Source organism: Vibrio fluminensis, from assembly GCF_015278125.1.
Taxonomy (GTDB): domain Bacteria; phylum Pseudomonadota; class Gammaproteobacteria; order Enterobacterales; family Vibrionaceae; genus Vibrio; species Vibrio fluminensis.
Window position 1 is genome coordinate 1 of the sequence record NZ_JADILO010000012.1, and the last position, 22,460, is coordinate 22,460.

The window sequence follows — 22,460 nt, forward strand, 5'->3', positions numbered from 1 at the left end:
GAGGAGTTGGGTCTGTACTCGTTGCGAAATGGGTATGAGTCACTAAAAGTATATTCGGAACCGCCGTATGCGACCCACGCTTGTACGGTGGTGTGAGAGGACGGAGGCCGTGAGGCCTCCTCCTACTCGATTGATGTAAACCAGCACAGAAGCTTTTAAGTTAAGCTATTTACGGTGAACGTCGTTTAAAGTTGGCAAAAGTTGGTCGATCATCGTTGATAATTTGAAATTATCAACGAAAATAGGCGCAGTTTAACTATTGCGAGTTGGTGAGCTCTTCATTGACCCAATACTTCGAGCCAGAGATATTGGCATCAATCAACAGCCCCTTCGGATCGAGCTGATAAATCGCGACGCCACCATTGAAGTGCGCACTGAGTTCTTCACCCTCATCTCCTGCTACTACTGAAGCTTCCCCTGCGGCTTCCCAGCCTTTCTCAACAAAGTTATCGAAGTCCGATTTGGAGTCGAATAGTACGACCTGCTGGTAGAATTTGCCCCCAATCCCCAATGATGCTCCTAAGCCAAACATGCGCATATAGGTGCGCTTATCGGTTTGGCGTTCAACCGCGACTCCTGAGCCCGAATTCGTATGGAACATCAGTGAAAACTTACGTGAATCAAACACTGCGTAGCCATAGGCTTGATCGTAAAGAGTCTTAGCACTGGCGTCTTGATTAAACAGTTTAACTAACGCGGTTTCTGCCATCAGATCGATCGCTTGGCGGGCTTCTTCTGGTGTATCGCCTTGAATCAATTCATCGATTTTTGTTTCTGCTGCAGTGAGCCATTCTTTACTCTGCTCAACGCTGGCATCGGTCCATTCGCCAATGGTATCGATAGCGTCTGACGACCATTGTGATAAGTCTTGCCATGCTTGCTGCGAGAATTCCTTCGTGCTGTCCCAAGCGTCTTTGGCACCATCGGCAATCGTGTCGGTTAAGGTGTCAAAGGTTGCTGTTACTTTTCCCCAGCTGGCATAGGCTGAAGAGCAGGCAAGAGCACTTAAGATGGCAATGGTGAGTTGTTTTTTCATCAAGTCCCGCGATTATGTTGTCGATCCTTACGCAAAGTTTAGGTGAATTAGCGTGAAAGAGAACCGCTCGCACATTAGGAGCGGATACACATCACACATGTTTTAGCCAAGCTGACACAAAAGCCGTATAGGACCGGAGACGATTGCATAGCTTGGCAATATAGATGTTCAATCACACGAAGGCTCGGCGATATGACTGCGATCTTGGTAGCATTGATAGAGAGTAGACCAGACGGCTTCACTGACATGTTCTAGCGGTATATATTCCGCAAAAATAACCCCTGATTGGTTGGGAAAGGCTTGCTCGGTATACCCAGCAACTAAAGGGTCATCGCAGTAATGGTTCCAGTAGTCGATGCAGAGCTCTTTGAAGCGCTGTTTGGATATAGAGTCTCTATTTTCAACTAAATAGTGCAGGTTGTGGCTCGAGTTGGGTGGCGTGAAATACTCCCTTGATTCAAATAGAAAAAGGGCAAAGAGCTGAATGGCTCGGGTATCCCAAAGTTTGTAGCGATGAAAGTGCTCACGATAGTAATCAATGGTGTGGGCGAGGAGATTGTCAAAACTCAGCTCAGCCATGTTGGAACTGAAGGTGTTCTCGATATTGAAATGCTCGATATCCTTTAAACTCACATCGGGTCGAGTGTAGTAAAAGATCATCTTACGGCAGACAGAAGAGAGTGAACCTCTAAATATCAGGCTGTTGTGCGGCTGTTTCATCGCATCATCAACCAGGTCTTTGGCCAAGTGTGTGAGAAATTGAGTGATAGCAAGGTGTAGTTCGTGCTTGAGCTGATTAGTCAGCGCGATTTTGATATTAATGTGGCTGTGCGATTCGTCTAATGCAATGGTAATGGGTTGCTGGCAGTGTGCTCGGCAAGCCTGTTCAAATTCTTCGCTGACACGGGTTAAGTTGGCTTCGATATTAAGAGAGCGACAAAACTCATCAAGCTGGTGATTAAGCTCTTGTTTTAAAATCGTTAATTGAGAAAGGTACTCTTCAATTTCTCGGTCAGTAAGCTGATGATATCGAGGTTCATTGATCACTGAGTTCATAAGGCAATACTCCGACTTATTGCCTTAATATACGCCCAACCAAGTAAGCGGTTTTGTGGCTAAGGTCTAAAAATTGCTGGTTCTGTCGCACCTAATCGTTTGATTGTGCGCGCTCAGCTATTAGAGCAGCCGCAATTTAGAGCGGAAAAAAAGAGATAAAAATAAAGCTCCCGAAGGAGCTTTAGAGAGTGGATTACGCTTGCGCTTTCAGGTGTTTCTTCACCTTTTTCATCGCCATTTGACGCTTAAGCGGCGAGAGGTAATCAATAAACAGGTTACCTGACAGATGGTCGATTTCATGCTGCATCACAATCGCGAGAAACTCGTCGGTCTCGATGGTGATAGGGTTACCGTGACGGTCTTGAGCAGAGACGACGACAGATGTGTAGCGTTCAACATCAGCGTAGTATTCTGGTACTGAAAGACAGCCTTCTTGACCCATTGCCTTGTCACTGCCACTAACGACTTCTGGGTTAACCAGAATCAGCGGATCATTGCGCTCTTCTGATAGGTCAATGACCACAACCGCTTCTTTATGACCGACTTGAGTCGAAGCCAAGCCGATGCCATTGTCGGTTGCGTAAAGTGTCTCGAGCATATCGTCGATAAAAGTTTGGATTGACGCAAAGTCTTCCACTTTTTCTGCATTTACTTTTAAGCGCGGATCAGGCGCGGTAAGAATTTCTAAAACTGCCATAGCTGGTGCTGCCTCTTTACTTTGAGGCGACGGTGTATCACGGAGTTGTGGGTATGATCAAGAGTCTTGATCAAGCAGCGGAGATCACCACGCGCTCATTTTCTTGTACATCTGTGATATCGAGTATGGTGCCGTTAAATGTTGGGTCAGCGATGGTTTCGAGTAATTCTCTCAGTTGGTCGCCGTTTTCATCAAAGCGAGATAAGGCATTGCGTGGCAGTAATTTGACCAATGAGCGTGCTAGCGTTGCTGGCACTGAAATAGAGTCGACTAATTCTCCAGAACGATAAGAGAACGTTTCAATTTTAATCGCGCGCATTCAAACCTCCAAATTGTCTGCTAAACGCCATGATGACGTAAAAGCAGAAAATATTTTCCGAGTGATATCATCGATTGACAAAAATGCTTTCGTAGAGCAAGTAAAGATAGATCAACGGTTTAGCCAATTTAGTTGTGGAAATAGACAAGGGTCACAATAAAGTGACCCTTGAGTGGTTTCGAATTATTGCGCTTTGCGATCTTCGATACGTACTTCCGTTACTTTCGCCAGTGCATCCGGACGAGCTAGGTAAGCTTTGAAGCCTAGAGAAAGAGGCTCGCCAGCACGCTCTTGGCGGTTCTTACCTTCAGTGAAGGCAGCAAAACCGTCACCACCGTCAGCGAGGAAGTTGTTGGTTACTACGCGGTAAACTTGCTCATCCACCATTGGCTTGCCGTTAAGCTTGAGTTCTAGTACGCGTTTGCCATCTGGGCGAGAAGAGTCGTAAGCCATGTAAACGCCGCTTGATACTTGCATTACGCCATTGCTCAGACCTGCTGCATGCTCCATTAGTGAACGGATTTGCTTGCCGGTTAAGTCCATCACCACTGGGTAGTTAGGGAACGGTAGCGCATCGATTACGTCACCGTAAGTAATGTCGCCCGCTTCGATGTCGGCGCGAATGCCGCCACTGTTAGTAAACGCCAGTTCACCGTCAGGGAAGTTTGGTAGCATAGAATCTGCCACTAGGTTGCCAAGTGTTGATGATTCACCGTATGAGCGAGTAAGAGTGTTTTCGCTGTGAGTCAGTTTCTCAGCAACGATGGTTTCAACCACGCCTTTCCATTTATCAATGCGCGCTTGAGTCTCTTTGTCTGCTTGCCATTCGTCAGCCCAAATGGTTTTTAGGTCGAACTCGTAATCTTTGATCTTGCGTGCTTTTTCATCAAAATCGATGGTCAGTTTACCCACGTTGATGCCGTAAGCATCGGTTGAAACGATCAGTGTATCATTCACTTCAATCACTTCAGGTGTACCCACGTGCGCGTGACCAGTCACTAGAATGTCCAAACCTTTTACTTGTTTGGCAGTTTGAATGTCTTTATCTAAAGCACGGCGAACATCGTTGTTGCCTAGGCTTGATTGACGCGCAGGTGTACCTTGGTGAACCAGCAAAATGGTCACATCAACTTGTGGGCGAAGTTCATCAAGGTATTTTTGTAGGTATTCAATTTCATCACGCGCTTCAAGGTTTTGACGCATGTTGGCTGCAACGGTGTCGTAGAAAGCGAATTTGCCGTGTAGACCAATGATGCCTAGTTTTAGACCGTCGCGCTCAACGATGGTGTAAGGCTTATCCCAAAATGGTTTATCTGTTCCTTCGTAGAACACGTTGCCGAGTAGGATTTCAAAGTTTGCTTTAGCAAGTTGGACTAGCGTGTTATCCCAACCGTAGTCGAATTCGTGGTTACCGATAGAAGCCACGTCATAGCCCATGGTGTTCATGATATCGATAATGGCTTCACCCTCAGTTAGGGTATCTACCGTTGAACCTGAGAAGTAATCGCCTGCATCTAGCACAATAGTGCTTTCTGGCTGTACTGCTTTTTCTTGTTTGATGTACGTTGCGAGGTTGGCAAAACCACCCACTGGGCGCTCTGCGTCAATGTAGCGCGCAATGTAAGGATCAACCTTAGCGTGAATATCATTGGTGTACAGAATGGTAAGGTCCTTCGCGCATAGCGGTGTTGCCGCTAAAGCGATCAAAGATGCAAGCAAACGTTTTTTCATGTTCTTCTCCTTTAGATAAACGGGCGGCAATATACGGAAACGTTTGGCTAGAAATTCAGAAGTGCATCACAATTTAATTTGGAAAAACGAATAGAATGGCGCGATTTTCATTTTTTGTTGCTAACTAAGTGCTTGATTTAAACGTTTGCAAAAGTCGTCATTGCAAAAACCTTGGTGTGGCGAATGCGCCTGAATACCAATATAACGTTCGTCCGCTCGGCTTTTTGTCGATGCGTTGTGATGCTTGCTCCGCGACTCCGCCAATGCTTGATAACCAAAGTTATCGGCTGATTTGGCAACATTGGCAGCAGCAGCTTGCCCTAGTCATGGGGAGCGGTTGCCCAGACTGTGGTTCACAGGCGGTGAAGCGTTTCGGGCATAGCAGCAATGGTAAGGCGCGTTTTCGCTGTAAGACGTGCGGCAAAACGTATTCTGTGCGCAATTCGGTGATGAAAGGGCAGCAGCAGTTAGTTTCCCTGATTGATAAACAGATCGCCAAGCCGATTGAGCTTTGCCGAAATCAGCAACAAGAAGGTGAGCAACAACAAGGTGAAGGAGAAAATGTCGATTTGATTCAATTGGCTGCGCAATACGGCGTGCATTTCGACCGCGCTTGTGAGCAGCTAAAACGTCGCGCGTGGCAAACGCTATGGTCCCAACCGGCTGCGGATAATATGGCGAGTGTGGTGTTCACCTTAGGTTATAAAGGCAGAGATAATAATCTTTGGGGGATCCTCACCACCGATATGCAAAGTGACAAGATCCTCCATTTAAGTACCACATTACTGCCGCTCGCGCTGCCGACATTAGGGCGCTATCAGTCCTGCGTTGATGCGCCGCCGTTGGTTATTGAATCAACGGATAGCGCTATCGAGCTTGCCCATAAACAAGAGCAGCGTTTTCTCCATCGTCAGCAGTTTGACCGTTGTGATTTTGGGCAAGGCAAACTGAGTAAATCATCTCAGTCTCATGCCTTACCCGTGCTTACTGCGCATGCGCATTTTGCCTTACTTAAGGCATTGCATCATGGTGAGCAGGGAGGGGCGCATGTATTGGCTCATGAGGTGTTCTTGCGGGGTGCCTGTATTACTCAATATGCGCAACAAGTGAAAAACCAACAAATGGCACTGGTCTATGTGGTAGGAGCAACAGCGGGTGAAACGCAAGCGAGCGTGCGTTTGCTTACCACACGCAAGTTAGGCTGGTGGCAGAACATTTGGCAGGAATATGGGAATGAATCAGGCGCGACGAAAGCCTATTCAGTGTTGTGCGGTAAGACAGAGATGCGCGCTGATGAGATAAGTTTGATCAGCGCGACAAAAGCATTGCGATTTATTGAGCAGCAGAGTCAGCGGCTTAATTTAGACCAAATGACCGCCTCACGATTAGAGAGCTTGCTGCTGGCGCTTGCCGCCAATTATAACCAAGCTCTCTAGCTAGGATTGGTGTCACTAACGCCAGTTTAATACTTGCCAATTTGGTCGGTCAGCGAGTGCTTTAAGCTGCGGGCAAGGATTAACTAAGTGGACATGATCCGCGTATTCACACAGCGGTAAGTCGTTGATTGAGTCAGTATAAAAGTGCACCTCAGAGTAGTGTTGAGACTGCTCTGACAACCACTGTTCCAATCTGGCAACTTTGCCTTCTCGATAGCTTGGGATGCCATCGATTTTTGCGCTGTAGCAGCCGTTTTCGACCACCATATCAATCCCCAATGCAGCAGGGATACCAATACGACGACCCACGGCGGCGACTAAGAAACTGACGGTCGCGGAGATGATCACCATATCCGCATTTTGCTGATTGAGTTGTTCGATAAGCAGCTGTGAGCGCTCAAACTGCTTGGGCAGAATACGCTGCTCAACGCACTCGAGTACCAGTTGGTCTACTTGTGCAATCGACATGTTGGCAAGTGGCGCCATGGAAAATTGCAGATAATCTTCCATATCCATTTTGCCTTGCGCGTAGAGCGCCATCAGACGCTTATCCTCGGCGAGGAAATTGTCTGCACTGGCAATGCCTTTTTCGACCAGAAACTCATTCCAAATCATGGCGCAGTCACCATTGATTAGAGTTTCATCCATATCAAATACATACAAGGGATTCGACATTTTAAGCACTCACTGGTTGAATTTCATTGAGATTAAATAGTAGATCCAGTTGGCTACCATTTGCCAGTAGGCGCTCTGAAGAACGGTTCAATAAATCGACGGTGAGTTCACAATCTTGAACATCGACTTGGTAACGGATCACGTTGCCAAGTAGCTGATGGTTTTTAATGATGCCGGTTTGAGGCGCTGAAATATGGCTACCGTAGTGGCGACCATGCTCCTTGACGTAGATAGATTCTGGGCGAATTGCGACCTTAGATTGACTCTCAATATTGAATAGCTTCTTGGCTTGATTGGCATCGACTAAGTTGTAGTGCCCCATAAATCCAGCCACGAATTCATTAGCTGGGTGGGTGTAGATCTCTTCCGGGTTGCCAGCTTGGACGATTTCGCCTTTGTTCATGAGGAAGATTCTATCTGACATGATCATCGCTTCTTCTTGATCGTGGGTAACAAAGACCGTGGTGAGGTTCATCTCTTTCTGAATATCACGGATCTGCTGGCGTAAATGCTTACGGATTTTGGCATCCAGCGCGGAGAGTGGTTCATCAAGCAGCAGAATGCGTGGTTTGACGACTAAAGCACGCGCGAGCGCCACGCGTTGTCGTTGACCGCCAGAGAGTTGATGCGGATACTGCTTTTCCTTACCTTTTAAATCGACCAATTCAATCACTTTCGCGACCGATTGCTGAATTTCGTCGGCTGAGAGCTTTTTCATTTTAAGTCCAAAGGCAATATTGCCTTCGACCGTCATATTGGGAAACAGCGCGTAAGACTGAAACACCATGCCGATGCCGCGTTCTTGTGGCACTTGATGGGTGATGTTGTGCTGATCAACCCAAATCTCCCCTTCATCAACCGGGTTTAAACCCGCGAGGCTGCGTAACAGTGTCGACTTACCACAACCACTTGGACCAAGTAGGGTGATGAATTCGCCTTGCTCTATGGTGAATTGAATCTGTTCAAATACCGTGTTGTCACCAAAACGTTTGGTTAGATTTTTTACAGTTACGTAGCTCATTGTTGTGCTCCTCGGCTAAAACGACTGGCTAGCCAAGTCAGTAAGAAAATAAATAGGAAATAAGTCATCACCAATGCTGAGGTGAAATGTCCGCTGGTTTGACGCATGTTGTAGAGATAAATCTGCAACGTCTCATAGCGAGTGCCGACCAAAATGTTGGCAAATACAAACTCACCCAAAAGGAATGAGAAGGAAAGAAACAGGGAGGCTAATAAGCCTTTCTTTAGGTTCGGTAAAATAATCAATAAGAACGCCTTGCTGGTACTTGCGCCAAGCAGATACGCCGCATCCATTAAGTCATGCAAGTTGATGGCTTGAAAGCTATTGGCGATTGCGCGATACATAAAGGGCAGCGCAATGGTGAAGTAGGTACCAATTAAAATCCAAGGCGTACCAATTAAGCTGATTTCACTGTCGGCATACAGCTGCAATAGACCTACAGATGAGACAACCGGCGGCACGGCAAACGGCAGCAAGATGAGAATGTTCATCAGCTTATCGAGTTTAGGAAAGTAGTAAAACACGACAAAAATGGCGGGCAAAATCAGCACAACACTGAGCGCCAAGGCTGACAGACAGATAAACAGCGAGCGCCCAAATGCGTGTAAAAAGCGCGGGTCTGTCAGCAGTTTGATGTACCAATCGAATGTAAAGCCATCGGGCAGGATGGTTGCCCCCCAGCTTGATGACAGTGAATAGATAAAGGTCGCGATAATCGGCACTAACATGATGCCAACAATCGAATACACCACGGTCTTATGAAGGCGAGTATTTACGTTTTGCATCAGTTACTTCCTGCCTGCGTAGCTTTTAGAAATCAACCATTGGTTGATGACGGTAATGAATGCCAGCAATGCCATTAGGACGACAGAGATGGCTGCCGCTAAATTGGGCTCTAGGAACAGATCACCAGAGACGAGGCTCGCAATACGCACGGTGATGACGTTGTAGTTCCCCGCGGTTAATGCATAAACGCTGGCGTAAGCGCCAATTGCGTTGGCAATCAGAATAATAAAGGTGCCAAATAGCGCCGGAGAAAGCACCGGTAAGGCTATCTTTGTCCAATAGTGCGATGTTTTCGCGCCCAGCAGCGCGGCAGCGGCTTGCCAATCATCGTTTAAGGCATCAAATGCCGGGTAGAGCAGTAATACCGCCAGTGGGATTTGGAAATAGATGTAGATGGCTAACAATCCCCATTTGCCATACAGATCAAAGCTACCCAACAATCCATGCTGTTTCAGGAGTAAGGTAATAGCGCCGTTGGTACCAAGGATAATGATGAAAGCAAAAGCAAGGGGTACGCCCGAGAAGTTGCTGCTCATGTTAGTAAAGGCGATAACCCCATCACGTAGGCGGCAATTCACGCGACGCAAAGAAGAAACCAACAAGGTCGCAATGGCTAAGCCAAGTAAACTTGACCAAACCGCTAACCATAAACTGTTGCCAAATGCCTGCATCATAAAGGCGGAATCGAGCACCTCGTAATAGTTCGCTAGTGAGATTTCCTCTTCATAAATAAAGCTGTTGAACAGTACCCACAACATCGGCGCAAGTTGGAATAGATAGAAAAACAGACCAAATGGAATTAACCATAACGCTGGCTTAAGGCGCGCCCACCATTGTTGTGGTCGTGCTTGGGTGTATACCGTGGCACTGATAGTGCGACCGGTCGAGATAGCAGAACTGCTCATAGTGCTAACAATTCCTGAGGGTAGGGTTTGCTATGGTCAAGATTGAGTAACTGACAGACAGCACCACAAATCTCGGTTTGTTTGATCGCGGTCTGTTCGACCTCAGTGAATTGGTGGCTAAAACGCTCGCCAATCACAAACAGCGGAACGTCACGCTCTGACGGTAAAATCCCGCCATGAGAGAAATCGTTATTCATACCATGGTCACTGGTGATGATGATTTGATAGCCATCAGCCAGCCAAGCGTCGATATAGTTCGACAGAATGATGTCAGCTTGACGCGCACTATTACGGTATTGCACTGAGTCCAAACCGTGTTTGTGCCCCATATCATCGATGTTCATTGGATGGATGAGGAGAAAATCAGGCTGGTAGGTGCGGCGCAGATGTTCGCCATCCAAAAATAATGCTTCGTCTGGGTAGTGATCCCAGAAATAAAAACAGCCATGTTGAATGTTTAGGTCGTTATTGTGGGTAAAGCGGTCGCGAACGGGATCAAAAGGGGCGCGATTATACAGTTCGCTTACCCAATGGTAAGCCGCGGCAGCCGTCACTTTGCCTTGTGCGCGTGCGAGGCTAAAAATTGATTCATGTTGAGAGCGGCGCACCACATGGTTATGGACAATACCGCTGTCGACAGGACGTACTCCAGTCAGCAAGCACTCATAGAGAGGGCGTGAGAGTGAAGGTAGTTCACATTGTACTTTGTATAATGTGGCGCGCTGCTGTTCTATTAGACCGTTTAAGTAGCCCATACATTGTTGGGCTACTTGATAGTTCAGTCCATCTAGAACAACAAGAATGGTCTTATTGCTCATGGTTTATGACTTACTTGTTATGACTCAAAAGAGCGGGTTACTGTTGGTGAATCAAGACGCTTTCTTGCCACTGGCGTGGAAGTTTGCGGGCTGATTTTTCCCATGCAGTAAAGTCGGTTACTGGGTGCACGTTGCTGTATTGGTCGTTAGCGATCAGCTTGTCTTGCACCGATTGAGGTAAGGTTACGCTGCTGCGAATTGGTCGCGCATAGCCTTCGGCAAGATTGATTTGTCCTTGGTCACTAAAGATATATTCACGCGCCAATTTGGCTGCGTTTGGGTTTTGCGCGTATTTGTTGATGATGGTGGTGTAACCTGAAATAACCGACCCATCTTGTGGAATGTTGACGCTAAAACGCTCGCGGTCGATTTTGTCGCGATAGTTTAGCGCGTTGAAATCCCACATGATTGCCACTTCTACTTCGCCTTTTTCAAGGTTGGCGATGCTTGGGTCGGTAAAAGATAAGCGACCTTGTTTAGCCAGTTCAGCAAAGAACTGAATTGCTGGTTTCAGGTTAGATTCGTTACCCCCTTTGGCAAATGCTGCCGCAAGTACGGCGTTGTTTGCTTGAGCGGCAACGCCGACATCACCAACAGTGACTTTGTAGTCGCCTTTGAGTAAATCATCCCAACTGGTCGGCGCATTTTTTACTAGGTTGTTGTTCGAGATAAACGAGATGGTGCCGGTGTAGGCGAGCGCCCAGTGACCATCTTGATCTTTTGCCCAATCAGGGATGTCATTCCAAGTGGTCGGTTTGTATGGCTGAGTCACACCTTTTTTCACTGCAACGCGAGCGAAGGCAAAACCGACATCACCAATATCTGCGGTTGCATTTTTCTTTTCTGCAGCAAACTTTGCGATCTCTTGCGCTGAGCTCATGTCAGTATCTTGATGTTTTAAGCCGTAGTTTGACTTGATATCTGCCCACGTGCCTTTCCAGTTCGCCCAGCTATCTGGCATGCCGACACTGTATACCGCGCCCTCTTTTTGCGCTGCGCTGATCAGAGTTTGTAAATCAGCGTTATTGGTTGCTGCTGAATTGATTTCTGATGAATGGCTTTCTGCTGAAATAACTGGCATCGAAAGTGTCGCTGCGATCAGAGTAGCTGATACGGCAGTGGTACGACTTAGCAATTTGTTCATTGTCTCTATCCTTCTGGACTAGGTCAGTAAGTTCGAGTTGTATGCTAGGGATGGAATGTGACGATTTAGCGCAATAAATCTGACAGTTTTTCGGCAATTGTGTGGCAGTTTTATTTCACTTTAACTGGCTGTTTAATTTCATATTTCCGTCATAAATGGTGATTAAGGTGCTGGGTTTTGTAAAATTTGAACCCGCCAATACAAGGATGAAACCGTTGAGTCGAGTGAATACCCAATTAGCCAGAATCAAAGCCGATATTCGCCAGCAGATTGCTGCAGGGGAGCTGCTGCAAGGGCAAAAACTACTGGGAGAAAGAGCACTTAGCGAGCAGTTTTCTACTACGCGTATCACCCTTAAAGACGCCTTGATTGCGCTGGAAACGGAAGGGCTGATTTATCGCGAAGAGCGACGGGGTTGGTATGTCTCGCCACCGAGAATCTGTTACAACCCTCTCTCACGTTATCACTTTCAGCAAATGATTCATGAGCAGTCACGAATAGCAGATACTAAGCTGCTAAATGTCGTGAAAATGCCGGCATCTGGTCTTTATCAGGAGGTGCTTAGCGTGGAGCGAGGCTGCCCACTTTTGCTTATTCAACGCTTGCGCTATATCGATGGTAGAGCGGTACTTTTTGTTGAAAATGTGCTGAAAGAGTACCTATTTGCGGGGATCTTGTGTTTTGACTTAACAGACTCGTTAACCGCTATTTACCGTAACCAGTATGGCTATCAAACCCAACGCTCTCGTTTTGAGGTGATTCCAACCTCCGCACCGAGTCATGTTGCTAAAGCGCTCAACTTGGCAGAAGGTCAGCCAGTGCTAAAAATATGCCGAGTGAACTACAAACAAGATGGTGAGTTGATGGATTGTGAGTTTGAGTATTGGCGTCCGGATGCGGTGAAAATTCAGATTGATAGTGAGCGAATGGACTAAAGGTAATCGACAACGATTTGTAACATCTTTATTTTTCGGCGTACTTTCCGCTAACCTAATGATTCTATGGCGTTACTCTGTGCCATTGAACGTTGATGCAAGAGACGGTTTCGATCATTTTAGCCTGCTCCAACCACTTATCTATCCAACTTAGTTAGAATTGCTCACTTACTGGCGTTTTGGCGCTGAATAAATATAGCCATCGATGAGTGGTTAACGAATGACTAGGTTAGGTATCGTCGATATCTAGCCGCCAAAGAATCTGTTGTATGCCTAAATTGAATCTAAACCTGAATCATGCCAAGAGTGGAAGTGTGTTCTCGGATACACAAATGACGGACAAACTTGAGTCTGCTCTATCTCCGAATTACCAACGCTCAAGTAAAAATATTGGATTGAGTGCTGGAATTACGGATAAGCATCTTGAGCGGCGTTGGAAAGTGTTAGATTCGATGACGGACAAACAAGTGCTGTTTGATTCTTTTACCCAGCAGCATTATCAAGAGTACGCCAATAACATTGAGCACTTCGTGGGTACGGTAAATGTTCCGGTGGGCATTGCTGGGCCGCTACGCATTAATGGTTTGTTTGCTAACGACGACTATCTGGTTCCTTTGGCAACGACCGAGGCGGCTTTAGTCGCCTCGTATAATCGTGGCTCAAAACTTATCACAGCGGCTGGTGGCGTTAGTGCGATGTTGCTTAACGAAGGGGTAAGCCGCACCCCAGTCTTTGCTTTCCAATCTCTGGCTGAGTCGGCGCAGTTCGTCAGTTGGGTGGTGACGCAATATGATCTGTTTCGCGAACTTGCGCAGTCCACCACATCACACGGTAAGTTAAAGGACATTAACGTTAATATCGAAGGCAACCATGTCTATCTAGTGTTCGAGTTTGTGACAGGCGATGCGTCTGGTCAGAATATGGTGACCATCGCGACTCAGCAGGTATTCAGCTACATCTTGGAAGCGAGTCCAATTCAGCCTGTCGAAGCTTTCTTAGATGGCAATCTATCGGGTGATAAGAAAGCCAGTGGTTATGTGCTGCGCTCAGTTCGCGGTAAGAAGGTCTCTGCGGATGTTACGATTTCTAAACAGCTCGTCCATAAACATTTGCACACCACGCCTGAGGCTATGGCAAGTTTCACCCAGATGAATACCGTTGGTGGACTGCTCAGTGGTTCGATTGGCGTTAATGCGCATTATGCAAATGCGTTAACCGCGCTTTATATTGCTTGTGGGCAAGATGCGGCGTGTGTAGCCGAGTCGGCTGTTGGTATTACTCGTATGGAAGTTACTACGCAAGGTGATTTGTACGCATCGGTGACGTTACCTAACATCATGGTGGGCACCGTTGGCGGCGGTACAGGTCTGCCTACCCAAAAGGCATGTTTAGATATCCTTGGCTTGCATGGCAGTGGCAAGGCCAAAGCACTGGCGGAAGTTGCCGCTGGGCTATGTTTGGCGGGTGAGTTGTCGATTATCGGTGCATTTTGCGCAGGCCACTTTTCTCGTGCACATCAAAAATTGGCACGTAAAAAGGTGAGCCCACAGCCAGCTAATTAATAAGGTTATAGCTATAGTGTGGTTAGTGTTTTCCTTAAATGATTTTCTGACATGGACGCGAAATGATGCTGTGGATCATTACTAAATACGCACTGACGGCTGGGATTGTGGTGTTAATCTCCGAGGTCGCCAAAAGAAGCGATAAAGCAGGCGCTTTAATTGCCGCTTTGCCGACTGTCACCATATTGGCTTTGATTTGGATGTATATTGAAGGTCAGGGACAAGCGAAACTCGCCAACCATGCTTACTACACGTTTTGGTATGTGCTGCCCACTTTGCCTATGTTTCTTGCCTTTCCATTTTTGCTCAGTAAATTCACTTTCTGGCCAGCATTGGGTATTTGTGCGCTTATCTCGATAGTGTGCTTTTTTGCTGTAGCTGTCATCGTTAAGCAGTTTGGGATTGAGCTAACCTAGATACGCTACTCTCGACGTGCGATCAAAAATGGCGGAGTGAATCCGCCATTAATCTATTTGCCATCAAGCTTAAGATGCTTGCTTAGTACTTTTTCTCAAAGCACATAGTTAGCTCTGTGGTTGACTTGTTATCCGTCGTGTACTCAGAAGCGTAAACAAGGCTCCAACCATCGTAAGTTGCTAGCTCTTCGTTGGTATCTGAATCATTAGTCTCAACAGTCACACAACGTAGCATTTTTGATGCGTTGTCCGCATCGAAGTCACGCATTTGACTGGTTACGTTAGCACCAGAACACGCTGTAAGTGCAAGAAGAGTTGACGCTGCAAAAAGTGCTTTTTTCATTGTTATTATTCCATATAAAACATAGCGGCAGGAAAGTAATGGAATGATGTTCTATTTGCAAGGCGATTTTGTTGTTAGGCGAGAATAAAAGTCTAGTATTTGAATTTTTTAGCGACGAGTGCGCACGATTTAGTAAAGGTTAGTATATCTGTCGATATGTTCTAAAGTTCGTCGGTTGTCGTGATGCAAACTTTAGATAAATAGTGAGATCTCGGTACTGCTCGCAGCACTTTTTTGTGAAGGTGTGGACGTTGTTAAAAATTTGTGCTGGTTAGAATGCCTTTGATTTACACGAACAAAGGAAAGGATTATGTCTGGTTTTGGTCAGCATTTAGAAGTTGATAGCGCTGAGATCTACTACCAAGTGTCAGGCAATCCTGATGGCCAACCGCTCGTGATGTTGCATGGCGGTTTAGGCAGTAGTGAAGATCTTGATGGGCTAATGAAGTTTATACCGGATCTGTTTAAGGTGATTCGGATTGATTTACGTGGGCATGGACGTTCGACGTTAGGCGAACTGCCACTAACTTACACTCGTTATCAGCAAGATGTTGAGGCGGTGTTGGATACACTACAAGTTGATGAATACCATCTATTTGGATTTAGTGATGGTGGGACAGTGGGGTATAGGCTCGCAGCTTGTAACCAACGTCGAGTTCTAAGCTTAGCCACGCTAGGATCTCAATGGCGTTTGGAGCCGGATGATCCATCGATTGGACTCTATCAGTCTTTGACAGCAGATGTCTGGCAGCAGGAGTTTGAGCAAGAGGTTGCTTTGTATCACCAAATTAACCCGCAACCGGATTTTAAGCGTCTCGTTTGTCAGGTGAAAAAGCTTTGGCTTGATACATTCGATAGTGGTTACCCAGAAGAGTCGGTCGAAAAAATCGCTTGTGCAACGTTAGTGATGAGAGGTGATAAAGATTTCCTATTTTCACTCTCTGAGGCGGAAGAATTGTGTGACCGCATTGAAGAATCAGAGTTTTTTAATGTGCCTTTCACTGAACATGAAGCACACAAAGATTACCCTGAAGTTGTCGGGGAAGTACTGAGACGATTCCTGCAGATTAATCATTAAACTCTAATGGTAGTTAGAACCTCGCTCTTACGGGGTTCTTTGTTTTTGTCAGATTATACCTACAACAAATTGTACTTTTCCTGATTTTATTGCATTAAAATCAATCATTTATTATTTTGATTCAACATGGGTGTCAATTAAAAAGGTCATTTGAATTTAATATCGTGACAGAGAATCACATTGCGGATAAAAAGTCTTGTTTTCGAGAAAAAACCAATAACTAACGACTAATTTTGCTCTCTACAATAAGTTACAAAGCTGTGATGACCACAGCGATTTTTGTGGAAGTAGAAAATGTTAAAACGTAATGCACTTCAATTAGCAATATCGATGGGTATCGCAGCACTATCTGGCGTCGCACACGCCGATAGCTCAAATATGGTTAACCCGGATGCGGGCGTGGTGGTTGGTTACTGGCACAACTGGTGTGATGGCGCAGGTTACCAGCGTGGTAATGCACCTTGTGTGACTTTGGAAGAAGTCAACCCAATGTACAACATCATCAACGTTTCATTTATGAAAGTGTTTGATGTTGCGGAAGGGCGTATTCCAACCTTTCGTTTAGACCCAGCAATTGGTTTGTCAGAGCAAGAGTTTGTTAACCAAATTGGTGAGTTGAACAAGCAAGGTCGTTCAGTACTGATTGCTCTTGGTGGAGCTGACGCGCATATCGAATTAAAAACGGGTGATGAGCAGGCATTTGCTGAAGAGATCATTCGTGTGACTGAGCGTTACGGCTTCGATGGTCTAGATATCGACCTAGAGCAAGCGGCGGTGACAGCTGCGGATAACCAAACTGTGATTCCAGCGGCTCTGCGCATTGTAAAAGACCACTATCGTGAGCAAGGTAAAAACTTCCTGATCACAATGGCACCAGAGTTTCCGTACCTTAAAAAAGGCGACAAGTACGTTCCATATATCGAGAACCTTGAAGGTTACTACGACTGGATTAACCCACAGTTCTATAACCAAGGTGGTGACGGTCTTTGGGTTGATGAAGAGAACGCATGGATCACGCAGAACAGCGACACAATGAAAGAGAAGTTTATCTACTACATCTCTGACTCATTAGCGAACGGTACGCGTGGTTTCCACCAAATTCCGCATGATAAATTGGTATTCGGTATCCCAACCAATATTGACGCAGCGGCGACAGGTTTCGTTAAGAACCCACAACACTTATACAGTGCTTTTGAGCGTCTAAACGCTCAAGGTCAACCATTACGTGGTGTAATGACTTGGTCTGTTAACTGGGACATGGGCACGAATGCGGCGGGTCAAGCTTACAACGAGCAGTTTATCAAAGACTACGGTTCATTTATTCATGGGCAAACGCCACCGCCACCATCGGAAGGCGAGCCAGTATTTAAAGGTTTGACTGACGTTCGTGTGTTACATGGTACAAGCTTTAATGAGCTTGCGGGCATTTCTGCCTCGGATAAAGAAGATGGTGATCTGACCGGTTCAATCGTTGTTGAAGGTGTTGTTGATACCAATCGAATCGGTACTTATGTACTGACATACCGTGTACAAGACAGCGATGGCAACGAAACCGTCAAAGCGCGCAGTGTGGATGTATACAGCCAAAAGCCAGTATTTGCAGGAGTAGCAGATACTACGGTACTTGTTGGCGCTGAATTTGATCGCCTCGTAGGTGTTAAAGCGACCGACGCAGAAGATGGCGATCTCACCGCTGAAATTCGCGTTGTGGGTGAGGTTGATACTGCGATCACTGGCAACTACACGCTGCAATACTCAGTGACTGATAGCGCGAATCAAACAGTACGTGTTGAGCGCAATGTGACTGTCAGCGATGGCAGCAGTTGTGCTAATGCATGGAATGCGGCTGCGACATACGTGCAAGGTGACCAAGTGTCGCACGAAGGTGCAACATGGGAAGCTAGCTGGTGGACTCGCGGTGAAGAACCTGGCACAACGGGTGAATGGGGCGTTTGGAAGAAAGTTTCTGATAGCTCTTGTGGTGGAGAAACGCCAGATCCTGAATTGGGCGCTGAGCTTAAAGTTTCTGGTCTAGCTGCGGAATACGCAGCTGACAATGGTGAAGTTCGCCTTGCGTTAGATCTTAAAGCAAACAAACCACTTGATGTGACGGTGATGATTGCTGACAGCACTGGCATGGTTGTTAATCAGGCTAGGGTAAATCTGGTTGATAGCAAATCGATTGCGATCGATATCTTTGAGGCGAAAGAAGGTCGCTACACATTAGATGTTGTTGGTAAAGCAGAAGATGGTGAAATGGTGGTGTTTACTTCATCATTTATGGTTAAAGAGCAGGGTACAGTAACCCCGCCTCCAGGTGACTACCCTCCATTCCAAGCAGGCACTAACTACCAAGCGGGTGACATCGTACTGGGCGCTGACAATGGTCTGTATGAATGTAAGCCTTGGCCATACACAGCTTGGTGCTCAAGCGCGTCTTACGCACCGGCAGACAGCCTGTACTGGCAAGATGCTTGGATTAAGAAAAACTAAATTAATCAATTCGTTATACTAATAAAAAGCACCACGCTAGTGGTGCTTTTCTTGTATTTAGCGATGCCAAACTTACTCTTCTGCGTATTGTTCTAGCAGTGCTTCAAAACGTTTGTTGCCATGCAGTGACTCAAAGTCTTTTTCATGGGCAATTAGGTCACGAGTCGATGGACTGTTGTCAATTGCGCGTTCCAAATCATCAATTGCTTGTTCCTCAACCCCCAATCTCGCGAAGGCACAAGCGCGCTGATAAAGTGCCGGGCCATTGCTTTCATCCAAATCGAGTACACGGTTACAAATACTTAAGGCCCAGTTGTATTCATTGGCTTCCATTGCAGCATCTGCTTTATAGGTGAGCGCTTCCAAGTCTCCTGGACGAATATGTAAGATCTCATCGTAAACCGCGATTTTTTGTTCAGGAGTTTGTACGCTTTGTGCACGCAGCCAGAGGTTGTGTACCTCGTTAATTATCTCAATTTCTTTGTTGTTTTCACTGATGATGCGTGTTTTACGTTTTAAATCTCGCTCTAACGCAACGAATTTTTTCTCATATTCTTGTGCTATCGCTTCAAGACGTTTATCTGCCATTTGGCGCGTGTTTACTTTCAACTCACGTAGAGATTGCCATCCGACAAAAGCAATCAATGAGGCGACGCCGGCGATGATATAAAAGAAGTAGGTGACCGTGACATTGGCATAGTTGAGAGACTTGTCGGCGACGGCGAGTTCACGATCAGTGATATCAATGACGAGTCTGCGTTCTAGATCTTGCTGAGACTCACGGAGTGACTTTAATTCGTCTAAGATATATCGCTCCATCAGTGGGCGATCAAGTAGGTCTGATTCTGAGTATTTTTCTTCGGCAAAGCTAGAAAAACTAGCGGTGGTAAGGAGGATCAAAAAAAGTGAAAGAATAGAGCGCATTTGGCTTCCTTACTGTAAAAATGTTGTAGATTTTTATCGTTCTTTTTCACAGTAGCAGATCGGCGTATGGTAACGCAAAGCGTTCCCTGATCTTTTGCTTATAATTTGCTCTCCTCTCGGTTGTTATTGTAAGTAAAGTTTGGCGAACTCCTCGGCGTTGATTGGACGGCTAAATAGAAAGCCTTGTAGAAAGGCGTAATTGTATTGGATCATTAGATGTTTTTGTTTCTCATCCTCGATTCCTTCCGCCACAACTTGTAAGTCAAGTTTATCGCAGATAACGGATGTCGCTTGGATGATGGCGAGTCCACTTTCATCATTGGACTGAACAAAACTTTTGTCCAATTTCACCATATCAATCGGTAATTGTTGCAGTACAGAAAGCGAAGAGTAGCCAGTACCGAAATCGTCGAGATATATTTTGACACCAAGATTTGACAGTTCACCCAGCCATTGTTTCACATCGTCCATGTTATAAACCATGCATGACTCGGTTAGTTCAATTGCGACTTGTTTAGGGTTGACTTGATACTGTTCCAATAGGCGCTTGATATAAGAGCTAAAGCCACTATGCAATTGAATTCTTGAAACGTTAATGCTGACGACAAAGTCATCACCGAAGCTGTTTTTCCAGAGGCTTAATTGTCGAAGAGCATTTTTTACAACCCAGTCTCCCAGCGCAACAATTTGTCCGGAATCTTCAGCAATCTGGATGAACTCTGCCGGTGATATGTGGCCCAGTTCTTTGTCATACCAGCGAAGTAATGCTTCTGCGCCATGGAGGGTTCCACTTTTACCGCAGATGATCGGTTGATAGTGAAGGCTAAATTGATTGTTGGCGATCGCTGATGACAAATGCTGGCGAATGAGTGATTTTCGAACCATTGCTCGCGCAAGTTCATGAGTAAAGATTTGATAACGGTTTTTACCTTGCTCTTTGGCTCTGTGCATTGCGTAGTTCGCATATTGAATCGTAGTTTCAACTGATAGGTCGTCTTGGGTGCTGAAAGTGGTACAACCCAAACTGGCATTGACGGATACGCTTACTGAGCTTTTGAGTTTGTATTGCTGGCTAAGTTTTTGATTTATATGTGAAAGCTTTTGTTCCAATGACTCTTGGATAGGTAAGAGTACGACAAATTCATCTCCGCCAAAGCGGGCAATTGCAAATGCCTCAGGCAGTAAATATTGCAGTCTTTTGGATAACGCAATGAGCAGTTGATCACCTAAAGTATGGCCGTAGGTCTCGTTGATCATTTTAAAACCATCGAGATCAATAAAGACCAAGTGAAAGGCATTTTTAGTTTTGGTCCAAGAACTGGCTTGTTGTAACAAACCATGGCGATTATACAATCCCGTTAAATAATCATGGTTTGCTTCAAATTGAGCCGTGAGGATTTGTTCTTTTTGTTTGCTAATATCAGTGAGTTCTAACAGCAGTTGATCACTGTGCTCTATCCAATGAGCAGAGACGCGAAAACTATACAATTGTTTTTCAATCGTTAAGTTAATTTCTTTACGCAGTTCACCAGAATGTCGAGCTTCTATCAGCCATTTTTCCGCGCGTTGTTGGCTGCCTGTTAGTGTCGATAAGTGGTTTACCGACAGTCTTGAGAAATGTTTAAAAGCGTCGTTTTCACTGACGATGTAGCCATCACGGTCAAAAAGCAGAGAGAGATTAGAACCTTTTGAGAAAGCAAGGTCACCGCGTAGCTGATTTTCCTCAGAAATTGCGTGTACGAGCATGGCTAAACGTCCATTTTCAAGCTCGATTCCCGAGAGATCGCACAGAATACGCTTATGTTTTTGATTAGGTGAAATGTTCCACCATGTACGAAAAGCTTCCCCAGCCATGAACTTTTCACGATAGGTATCTAGCGTTGCTTTTACAGCTTGCGACATGCCTGACTTTAAATCTCGTTGAGTAAGCTCTTGAAGGTCTTGGGTTTCCCAGAGAGTCAGTGCGGCAGGATTAGCCCATAAAATTTGCTGGCGATCAAAGTCATAGATCCAGATTGGCGTCTGTAGTTGCCCTAAATTTTTGAAACGATCCATTGTTCACTCTCTGGTAGGTTGTTATTTAACCAAGTGCGTATGCTATTGACCAAGGTGAGAGGCTTCAATATTAATTACCGCCAAGTGTTAAAAAATCTTTAAAGTGAGATTTATTTCTTTTTTATTCCAATTAGGTCTCAGAAATAAGCAAAAACCCCTCGCGAGGGAGGGGTTTATTAGAGATACGTTCGTTATCATTCAAGAGCGGGCATTAAAGCACTTGTAGAATCTCTTCCATTGCTAGACGAGCTTTTGGTTTGCCGTGGTTATAGTCTTCACCATCTTTGTGGTAACCCATCGCTAGGGCCACTTCACATACGTAACCATCCAGCTCTTCTTTGAATAGCTCACCGATAAGCTCTGGATCCACGCCTTCCATTGTGGTTGAGTCAATACCTAGACGCGCGAGAACGTGCAGCGTATTGCCAAGTGCTAAGTAAGTTTGCGCACGAGTCCAGTTGCCGTTGAAACCATTTGCATCAGTATTTGCTTCAGCAAATGTGTAAGCGCCATCAAGCATGTTGTTGTACATGTCTGCTGGTAGGTGACCTGAAGTCACTTCCGCGTCGACTACTTTTTTGTAGTTGTCCTTGGTGTAGTTTGGGTTGTAAGCAAACAAAACAACGTGTGATGCTTCTTTAGCATGCGGTTGGTTAAATTGGTGCTTATTCGCGAAGGTGTCATGAAAACGTTGTTTTGCTGCGTCACTTTCAATCACAATAAATTTCCAAGGCTGTGAGTTAATAGATGATGCAGATAGACGAATTGCCTGGTAAATCACATCGAGATCCGCTTGTGAAATGCGCTTTTCAGCATCGTAGCGTTTTGCAGTATAACGTGATTGTAAGTCAGCAATAATTGGATGTGTCATAGTCGTACCTTTTGAATTCTATATTGGCGCTTGCCGTGTCTACGAAGTGCATTCTAGGGGGAACGACAGGAGAGAAAAACTATCTCGCAATTGAAACATTATCAAAAAAATATTGATAATGACGATTTGATAGAGTTCGGCTGATAACAGAGAGCGAAA

General features: G+C 45.7%; 21 protein-coding genes and 1 pseudogene. 7 read left to right on the plus strand and 15 right to left on the minus strand.

What is annotated here, in order from left to right; all coding sequences use genetic code 11:
• Nucleotides 1–96 (plus strand): annotated as a pseudogene (locus tag IRQ95_RS22395) (group II intron maturase-specific domain-containing protein); the annotation flags it as partial.
• Between the two features lie 160 nt (nucleotides 97–256).
• Here the strand turns inward: IRQ95_RS22395 and IRQ95_RS10245 are convergent.
• The 5 genes from IRQ95_RS10245 to IRQ95_RS10265 form a co-directional block, all read right to left on the minus strand.
• Nucleotides 257–1,036 carry a lipid-binding SYLF domain-containing protein gene (locus tag IRQ95_RS10245; protein WP_194436838.1) on the minus strand — a complete coding sequence of 260 codons (780 nt, stop codon included), beginning with the start codon at nucleotides 1,034–1,036 and terminating at the stop codon, nucleotides 257–259.
• 168 nt (nucleotides 1,037–1,204) lie between these two features.
• Nucleotides 1,205–2,092 carry a hypothetical protein gene (locus tag IRQ95_RS10250; protein ID WP_194436839.1) on the minus strand — a complete coding sequence of 296 codons (888 nt, stop codon included), beginning with the start codon at nucleotides 2,090–2,092 and terminating at the stop codon, nucleotides 1,205–1,207.
• 193 nt (nucleotides 2,093–2,285) lie between these two features.
• Nucleotides 2,286–2,789, minus strand: a complete 504-nt coding sequence (gene def, locus IRQ95_RS10255; RefSeq protein ID WP_194436840.1) for a peptide deformylase — start codon at nucleotides 2,787–2,789, stop codon at nucleotides 2,286–2,288.
• A gap of 70 nt (nucleotides 2,790–2,859) precedes the next feature.
• The gene (locus IRQ95_RS10260; RefSeq protein WP_075650746.1) at nucleotides 2,860–3,108 is read right to left on the minus strand and encodes a hypothetical protein; all 249 of its coding nucleotides are present in this window, start codon (nucleotides 3,106–3,108) and stop codon (nucleotides 2,860–2,862) included.
• 183 nt (nucleotides 3,109–3,291) lie between these two features.
• Entirely contained in the window at nucleotides 3,292–4,839 is a 1,548-nt protein-coding gene (locus tag IRQ95_RS10265; RefSeq protein WP_194436841.1) for a bifunctional metallophosphatase/5'-nucleotidase, read from the minus strand.
• 128 nt (nucleotides 4,840–4,967) lie between these two features.
• Here IRQ95_RS10265 and IRQ95_RS10270 point away from each other — a divergent pair, with 128 nt between their 5' ends.
• On the plus strand, nucleotides 4,968–6,275 hold the full coding sequence (locus IRQ95_RS10270; RefSeq protein WP_194436842.1) for an IS1 family transposase: 1,308 nt from the start codon (nucleotides 4,968–4,970) through the stop codon (nucleotides 6,273–6,275).
• Between the two features lie 15 nt (nucleotides 6,276–6,290).
• Here the strand turns inward: IRQ95_RS10270 and IRQ95_RS10275 are convergent, their stop codons facing one another.
• Genes IRQ95_RS10275 through IRQ95_RS10300 form a run of 6 tightly spaced genes read right to left on the minus strand, consistent with a single transcriptional unit; the run spans nucleotide 6,291 to nucleotide 11,624 of the window.
• Nucleotides 6,291–6,950, minus strand: a complete 660-nt coding sequence (locus tag IRQ95_RS10275; RefSeq protein WP_194436843.1) for an HAD family hydrolase — start codon at nucleotides 6,948–6,950, stop codon at nucleotides 6,291–6,293.
• A gap of 1 nt (nucleotide 6,951) precedes the next feature.
• Entirely contained in the window at nucleotides 6,952–7,971 is a 1,020-nt protein-coding gene (locus IRQ95_RS10280; RefSeq protein ID WP_194436844.1) for an ABC transporter ATP-binding protein, read from the minus strand.
• Complete coding sequence (locus tag IRQ95_RS10285) at nucleotides 7,968–8,756, minus strand: ABC transporter permease (RefSeq protein ID WP_194436845.1); 789 nt, start codon at nucleotides 8,754–8,756, stop codon at nucleotides 7,968–7,970. Before IRQ95_RS10285 ends, IRQ95_RS10280 begins: the two co-directional genes overlap by 4 nt.
• 3 nt (nucleotides 8,757–8,759) lie before the next feature.
• Nucleotides 8,760–9,662, minus strand: coding sequence for an ABC transporter permease (locus IRQ95_RS10290; protein ID WP_194436846.1), 903 nt, complete (start codon nucleotides 9,660–9,662; stop codon nucleotides 8,760–8,762).
• The gene (locus tag IRQ95_RS10295; protein ID WP_194436847.1) at nucleotides 9,659–10,480 is read right to left on the minus strand and encodes an alkaline phosphatase family protein; all 822 of its coding nucleotides are present in this window, start codon (nucleotides 10,478–10,480) and stop codon (nucleotides 9,659–9,661) included. Before IRQ95_RS10295 ends, IRQ95_RS10290 begins: the two co-directional genes overlap by 4 nt.
• A gap of 37 nt (nucleotides 10,481–10,517) precedes the next feature.
• On the minus strand, nucleotides 10,518–11,624 hold the full coding sequence (locus IRQ95_RS10300; protein ID WP_194436848.1) for an ABC transporter substrate-binding protein: 1,107 nt from the start codon (nucleotides 11,622–11,624) through the stop codon (nucleotides 10,518–10,520).
• A 206-nt stretch (nucleotides 11,625–11,830) separates the two neighbouring features.
• Between IRQ95_RS10300 and IRQ95_RS10305 the strand changes: the two genes are divergently transcribed.
• The 3 genes from IRQ95_RS10305 (at nucleotide 11,831) to IRQ95_RS10315 (ending at nucleotide 14,537) form a co-directional block, all read left to right on the plus strand.
• Nucleotides 11,831–12,559 carry a UTRA domain-containing protein gene (locus IRQ95_RS10305; protein ID WP_194436928.1) on the plus strand — a complete coding sequence of 243 codons (729 nt, stop codon included), beginning with the start codon at nucleotides 11,831–11,833 and terminating at the stop codon, nucleotides 12,557–12,559.
• A gap of 269 nt (nucleotides 12,560–12,828) precedes the next feature.
• On the plus strand, nucleotides 12,829–14,121 hold the full coding sequence (locus IRQ95_RS10310; protein ID WP_194436849.1) for a hydroxymethylglutaryl-CoA reductase: 1,293 nt from the start codon (nucleotides 12,829–12,831) through the stop codon (nucleotides 14,119–14,121).
• 65 nt (nucleotides 14,122–14,186) lie between these two features.
• The gene (locus IRQ95_RS10315; protein WP_194436929.1) at nucleotides 14,187–14,537 is read left to right on the plus strand and encodes a DUF3147 family protein; all 351 of its coding nucleotides are present in this window, start codon (nucleotides 14,187–14,189) and stop codon (nucleotides 14,535–14,537) included.
• Nucleotides 14,538–14,619: 82 nt separating this feature from the next.
• Here IRQ95_RS10315 and IRQ95_RS10320 read toward each other — a convergent pair whose 3' ends face one another.
• Nucleotides 14,620–14,880 (minus strand): lipoprotein, encoded by a 261-nt coding sequence (locus IRQ95_RS10320; RefSeq protein ID WP_194436850.1) that lies wholly within the window; start codon nucleotides 14,878–14,880, stop codon nucleotides 14,620–14,622.
• Between the two features lie 310 nt (nucleotides 14,881–15,190).
• On the opposite strand from IRQ95_RS10320, the gene IRQ95_RS10325 reads away from it, so the two are divergent.
• On the plus strand, nucleotides 15,191–15,958 hold the full coding sequence (locus tag IRQ95_RS10325; RefSeq protein WP_194436851.1) for an alpha/beta fold hydrolase: 768 nt from the start codon (nucleotides 15,191–15,193) through the stop codon (nucleotides 15,956–15,958).
• Between the two features lie 294 nt (nucleotides 15,959–16,252).
• A complete protein-coding gene (locus IRQ95_RS10330; RefSeq protein ID WP_194436852.1) occupies nucleotides 16,253–18,451 on the plus strand; it encodes an immunoglobulin-like domain-containing protein in 2,199 nt (732 codons plus the stop codon).
• Between the two features lie 72 nt (nucleotides 18,452–18,523).
• Here IRQ95_RS10330 and IRQ95_RS10335 read toward each other — a convergent pair whose 3' ends face one another.
• The 3 genes from IRQ95_RS10335 to IRQ95_RS10345 all read right to left on the minus strand — a co-directional run bounded on the left by IRQ95_RS10335 (nucleotide 18,524) and on the right by IRQ95_RS10345 (nucleotide 22,301).
• Nucleotides 18,524–19,375 (minus strand): tetratricopeptide repeat protein, encoded by an 852-nt coding sequence (locus IRQ95_RS10335; RefSeq protein WP_194436853.1) that lies wholly within the window; start codon nucleotides 19,373–19,375, stop codon nucleotides 18,524–18,526.
• 123 nt (nucleotides 19,376–19,498) lie between these two features.
• Nucleotides 19,499–21,430, minus strand: coding sequence for a putative bifunctional diguanylate cyclase/phosphodiesterase (locus IRQ95_RS10340; protein WP_194436854.1), 1,932 nt, complete (start codon nucleotides 21,428–21,430; stop codon nucleotides 19,499–19,501).
• Between the two features lie 211 nt (nucleotides 21,431–21,641).
• Nucleotides 21,642–22,301, minus strand: coding sequence for an NAD(P)H-dependent oxidoreductase (locus tag IRQ95_RS10345; RefSeq protein ID WP_194436855.1), 660 nt, complete (start codon nucleotides 22,299–22,301; stop codon nucleotides 21,642–21,644).
• Nucleotides 22,302–22,460 lie beyond the last annotated feature (159 nt).

What these genes read in the sequence shown, in the direction of transcription:
- IRQ95_RS10245 (WP_194436838.1), bottom strand. Translation starts at nt 1,036, where the DNA reads ATGAAAAAACAACTCACCATTGCCATCTTAAGTGCTCTTGCCTGCTCT.
- IRQ95_RS10250 (WP_194436839.1), bottom strand. Translation starts at nt 2,092, where the DNA reads ATGAACTCAGTGATCAATGAACCTCGATATCATCAGCTTACTGACCGA.
- def (WP_194436840.1), bottom strand. Translation starts at nt 2,789, where the DNA reads ATGGCAGTTTTAGAAATTCTTACCGCGCCTGATCCGCGCTTAAAAGTA.
- IRQ95_RS10260 (WP_075650746.1), bottom strand. Translation starts at nt 3,108, where the DNA reads ATGCGCGCGATTAAAATTGAAACGTTCTCTTATCGTTCTGGAGAATTA.
- IRQ95_RS10265 (WP_194436841.1), bottom strand. Translation starts at nt 4,839, where the DNA reads ATGAAAAAACGTTTGCTTGCATCTTTGATCGCTTTAGCGGCAACACCG.
- IRQ95_RS10275 (WP_194436843.1), bottom strand. Translation starts at nt 6,950, where the DNA reads ATGTCGAATCCCTTGTATGTATTTGATATGGATGAAACTCTAATCAAT.
- IRQ95_RS10280 (WP_194436844.1), bottom strand. Translation starts at nt 7,971, where the DNA reads ATGAGCTACGTAACTGTAAAAAATCTAACCAAACGTTTTGGTGACAAC.
- IRQ95_RS10285 (WP_194436845.1), bottom strand. Translation starts at nt 8,756, where the DNA reads ATGCAAAACGTAAATACTCGCCTTCATAAGACCGTGGTGTATTCGATT.
- IRQ95_RS10290 (WP_194436846.1), bottom strand. Translation starts at nt 9,662, where the DNA reads ATGAGCAGTTCTGCTATCTCGACCGGTCGCACTATCAGTGCCACGGTA.
- IRQ95_RS10295 (WP_194436847.1), bottom strand. Translation starts at nt 10,480, where the DNA reads ATGAGCAATAAGACCATTCTTGTTGTTCTAGATGGACTGAACTATCAA.
- IRQ95_RS10300 (WP_194436848.1), bottom strand. Translation starts at nt 11,624, where the DNA reads ATGAACAAATTGCTAAGTCGTACCACTGCCGTATCAGCTACTCTGATC.
- IRQ95_RS10305 (WP_194436928.1), top strand. Translation starts at nt 11,831, where the DNA reads ATGAAACCGTTGAGTCGAGTGAATACCCAATTAGCCAGAATCAAAGCC.
- IRQ95_RS10310 (WP_194436849.1), top strand. Translation starts at nt 12,829, where the DNA reads ATGCCTAAATTGAATCTAAACCTGAATCATGCCAAGAGTGGAAGTGTG.
- IRQ95_RS10315 (WP_194436929.1), top strand. Translation starts at nt 14,187, where the DNA reads ATGCTGTGGATCATTACTAAATACGCACTGACGGCTGGGATTGTGGTG.
- IRQ95_RS10320 (WP_194436850.1), bottom strand. Translation starts at nt 14,880, where the DNA reads ATGAAAAAAGCACTTTTTGCAGCGTCAACTCTTCTTGCACTTACAGCG.
- IRQ95_RS10325 (WP_194436851.1), top strand. Translation starts at nt 15,191, where the DNA reads ATGTCTGGTTTTGGTCAGCATTTAGAAGTTGATAGCGCTGAGATCTAC.
- IRQ95_RS10330 (WP_194436852.1), top strand. Translation starts at nt 16,253, where the DNA reads ATGTTAAAACGTAATGCACTTCAATTAGCAATATCGATGGGTATCGCA.
- IRQ95_RS10335 (WP_194436853.1), bottom strand. Translation starts at nt 19,375, where the DNA reads ATGCGCTCTATTCTTTCACTTTTTTTGATCCTCCTTACCACCGCTAGT.
- IRQ95_RS10340 (WP_194436854.1), bottom strand. Translation starts at nt 21,430, where the DNA reads ATGGATCGTTTCAAAAATTTAGGGCAACTACAGACGCCAATCTGGATC.
- IRQ95_RS10345 (WP_194436855.1), bottom strand. Translation starts at nt 22,301, where the DNA reads ATGACACATCCAATTATTGCTGACTTACAATCACGTTATACTGCAAAA.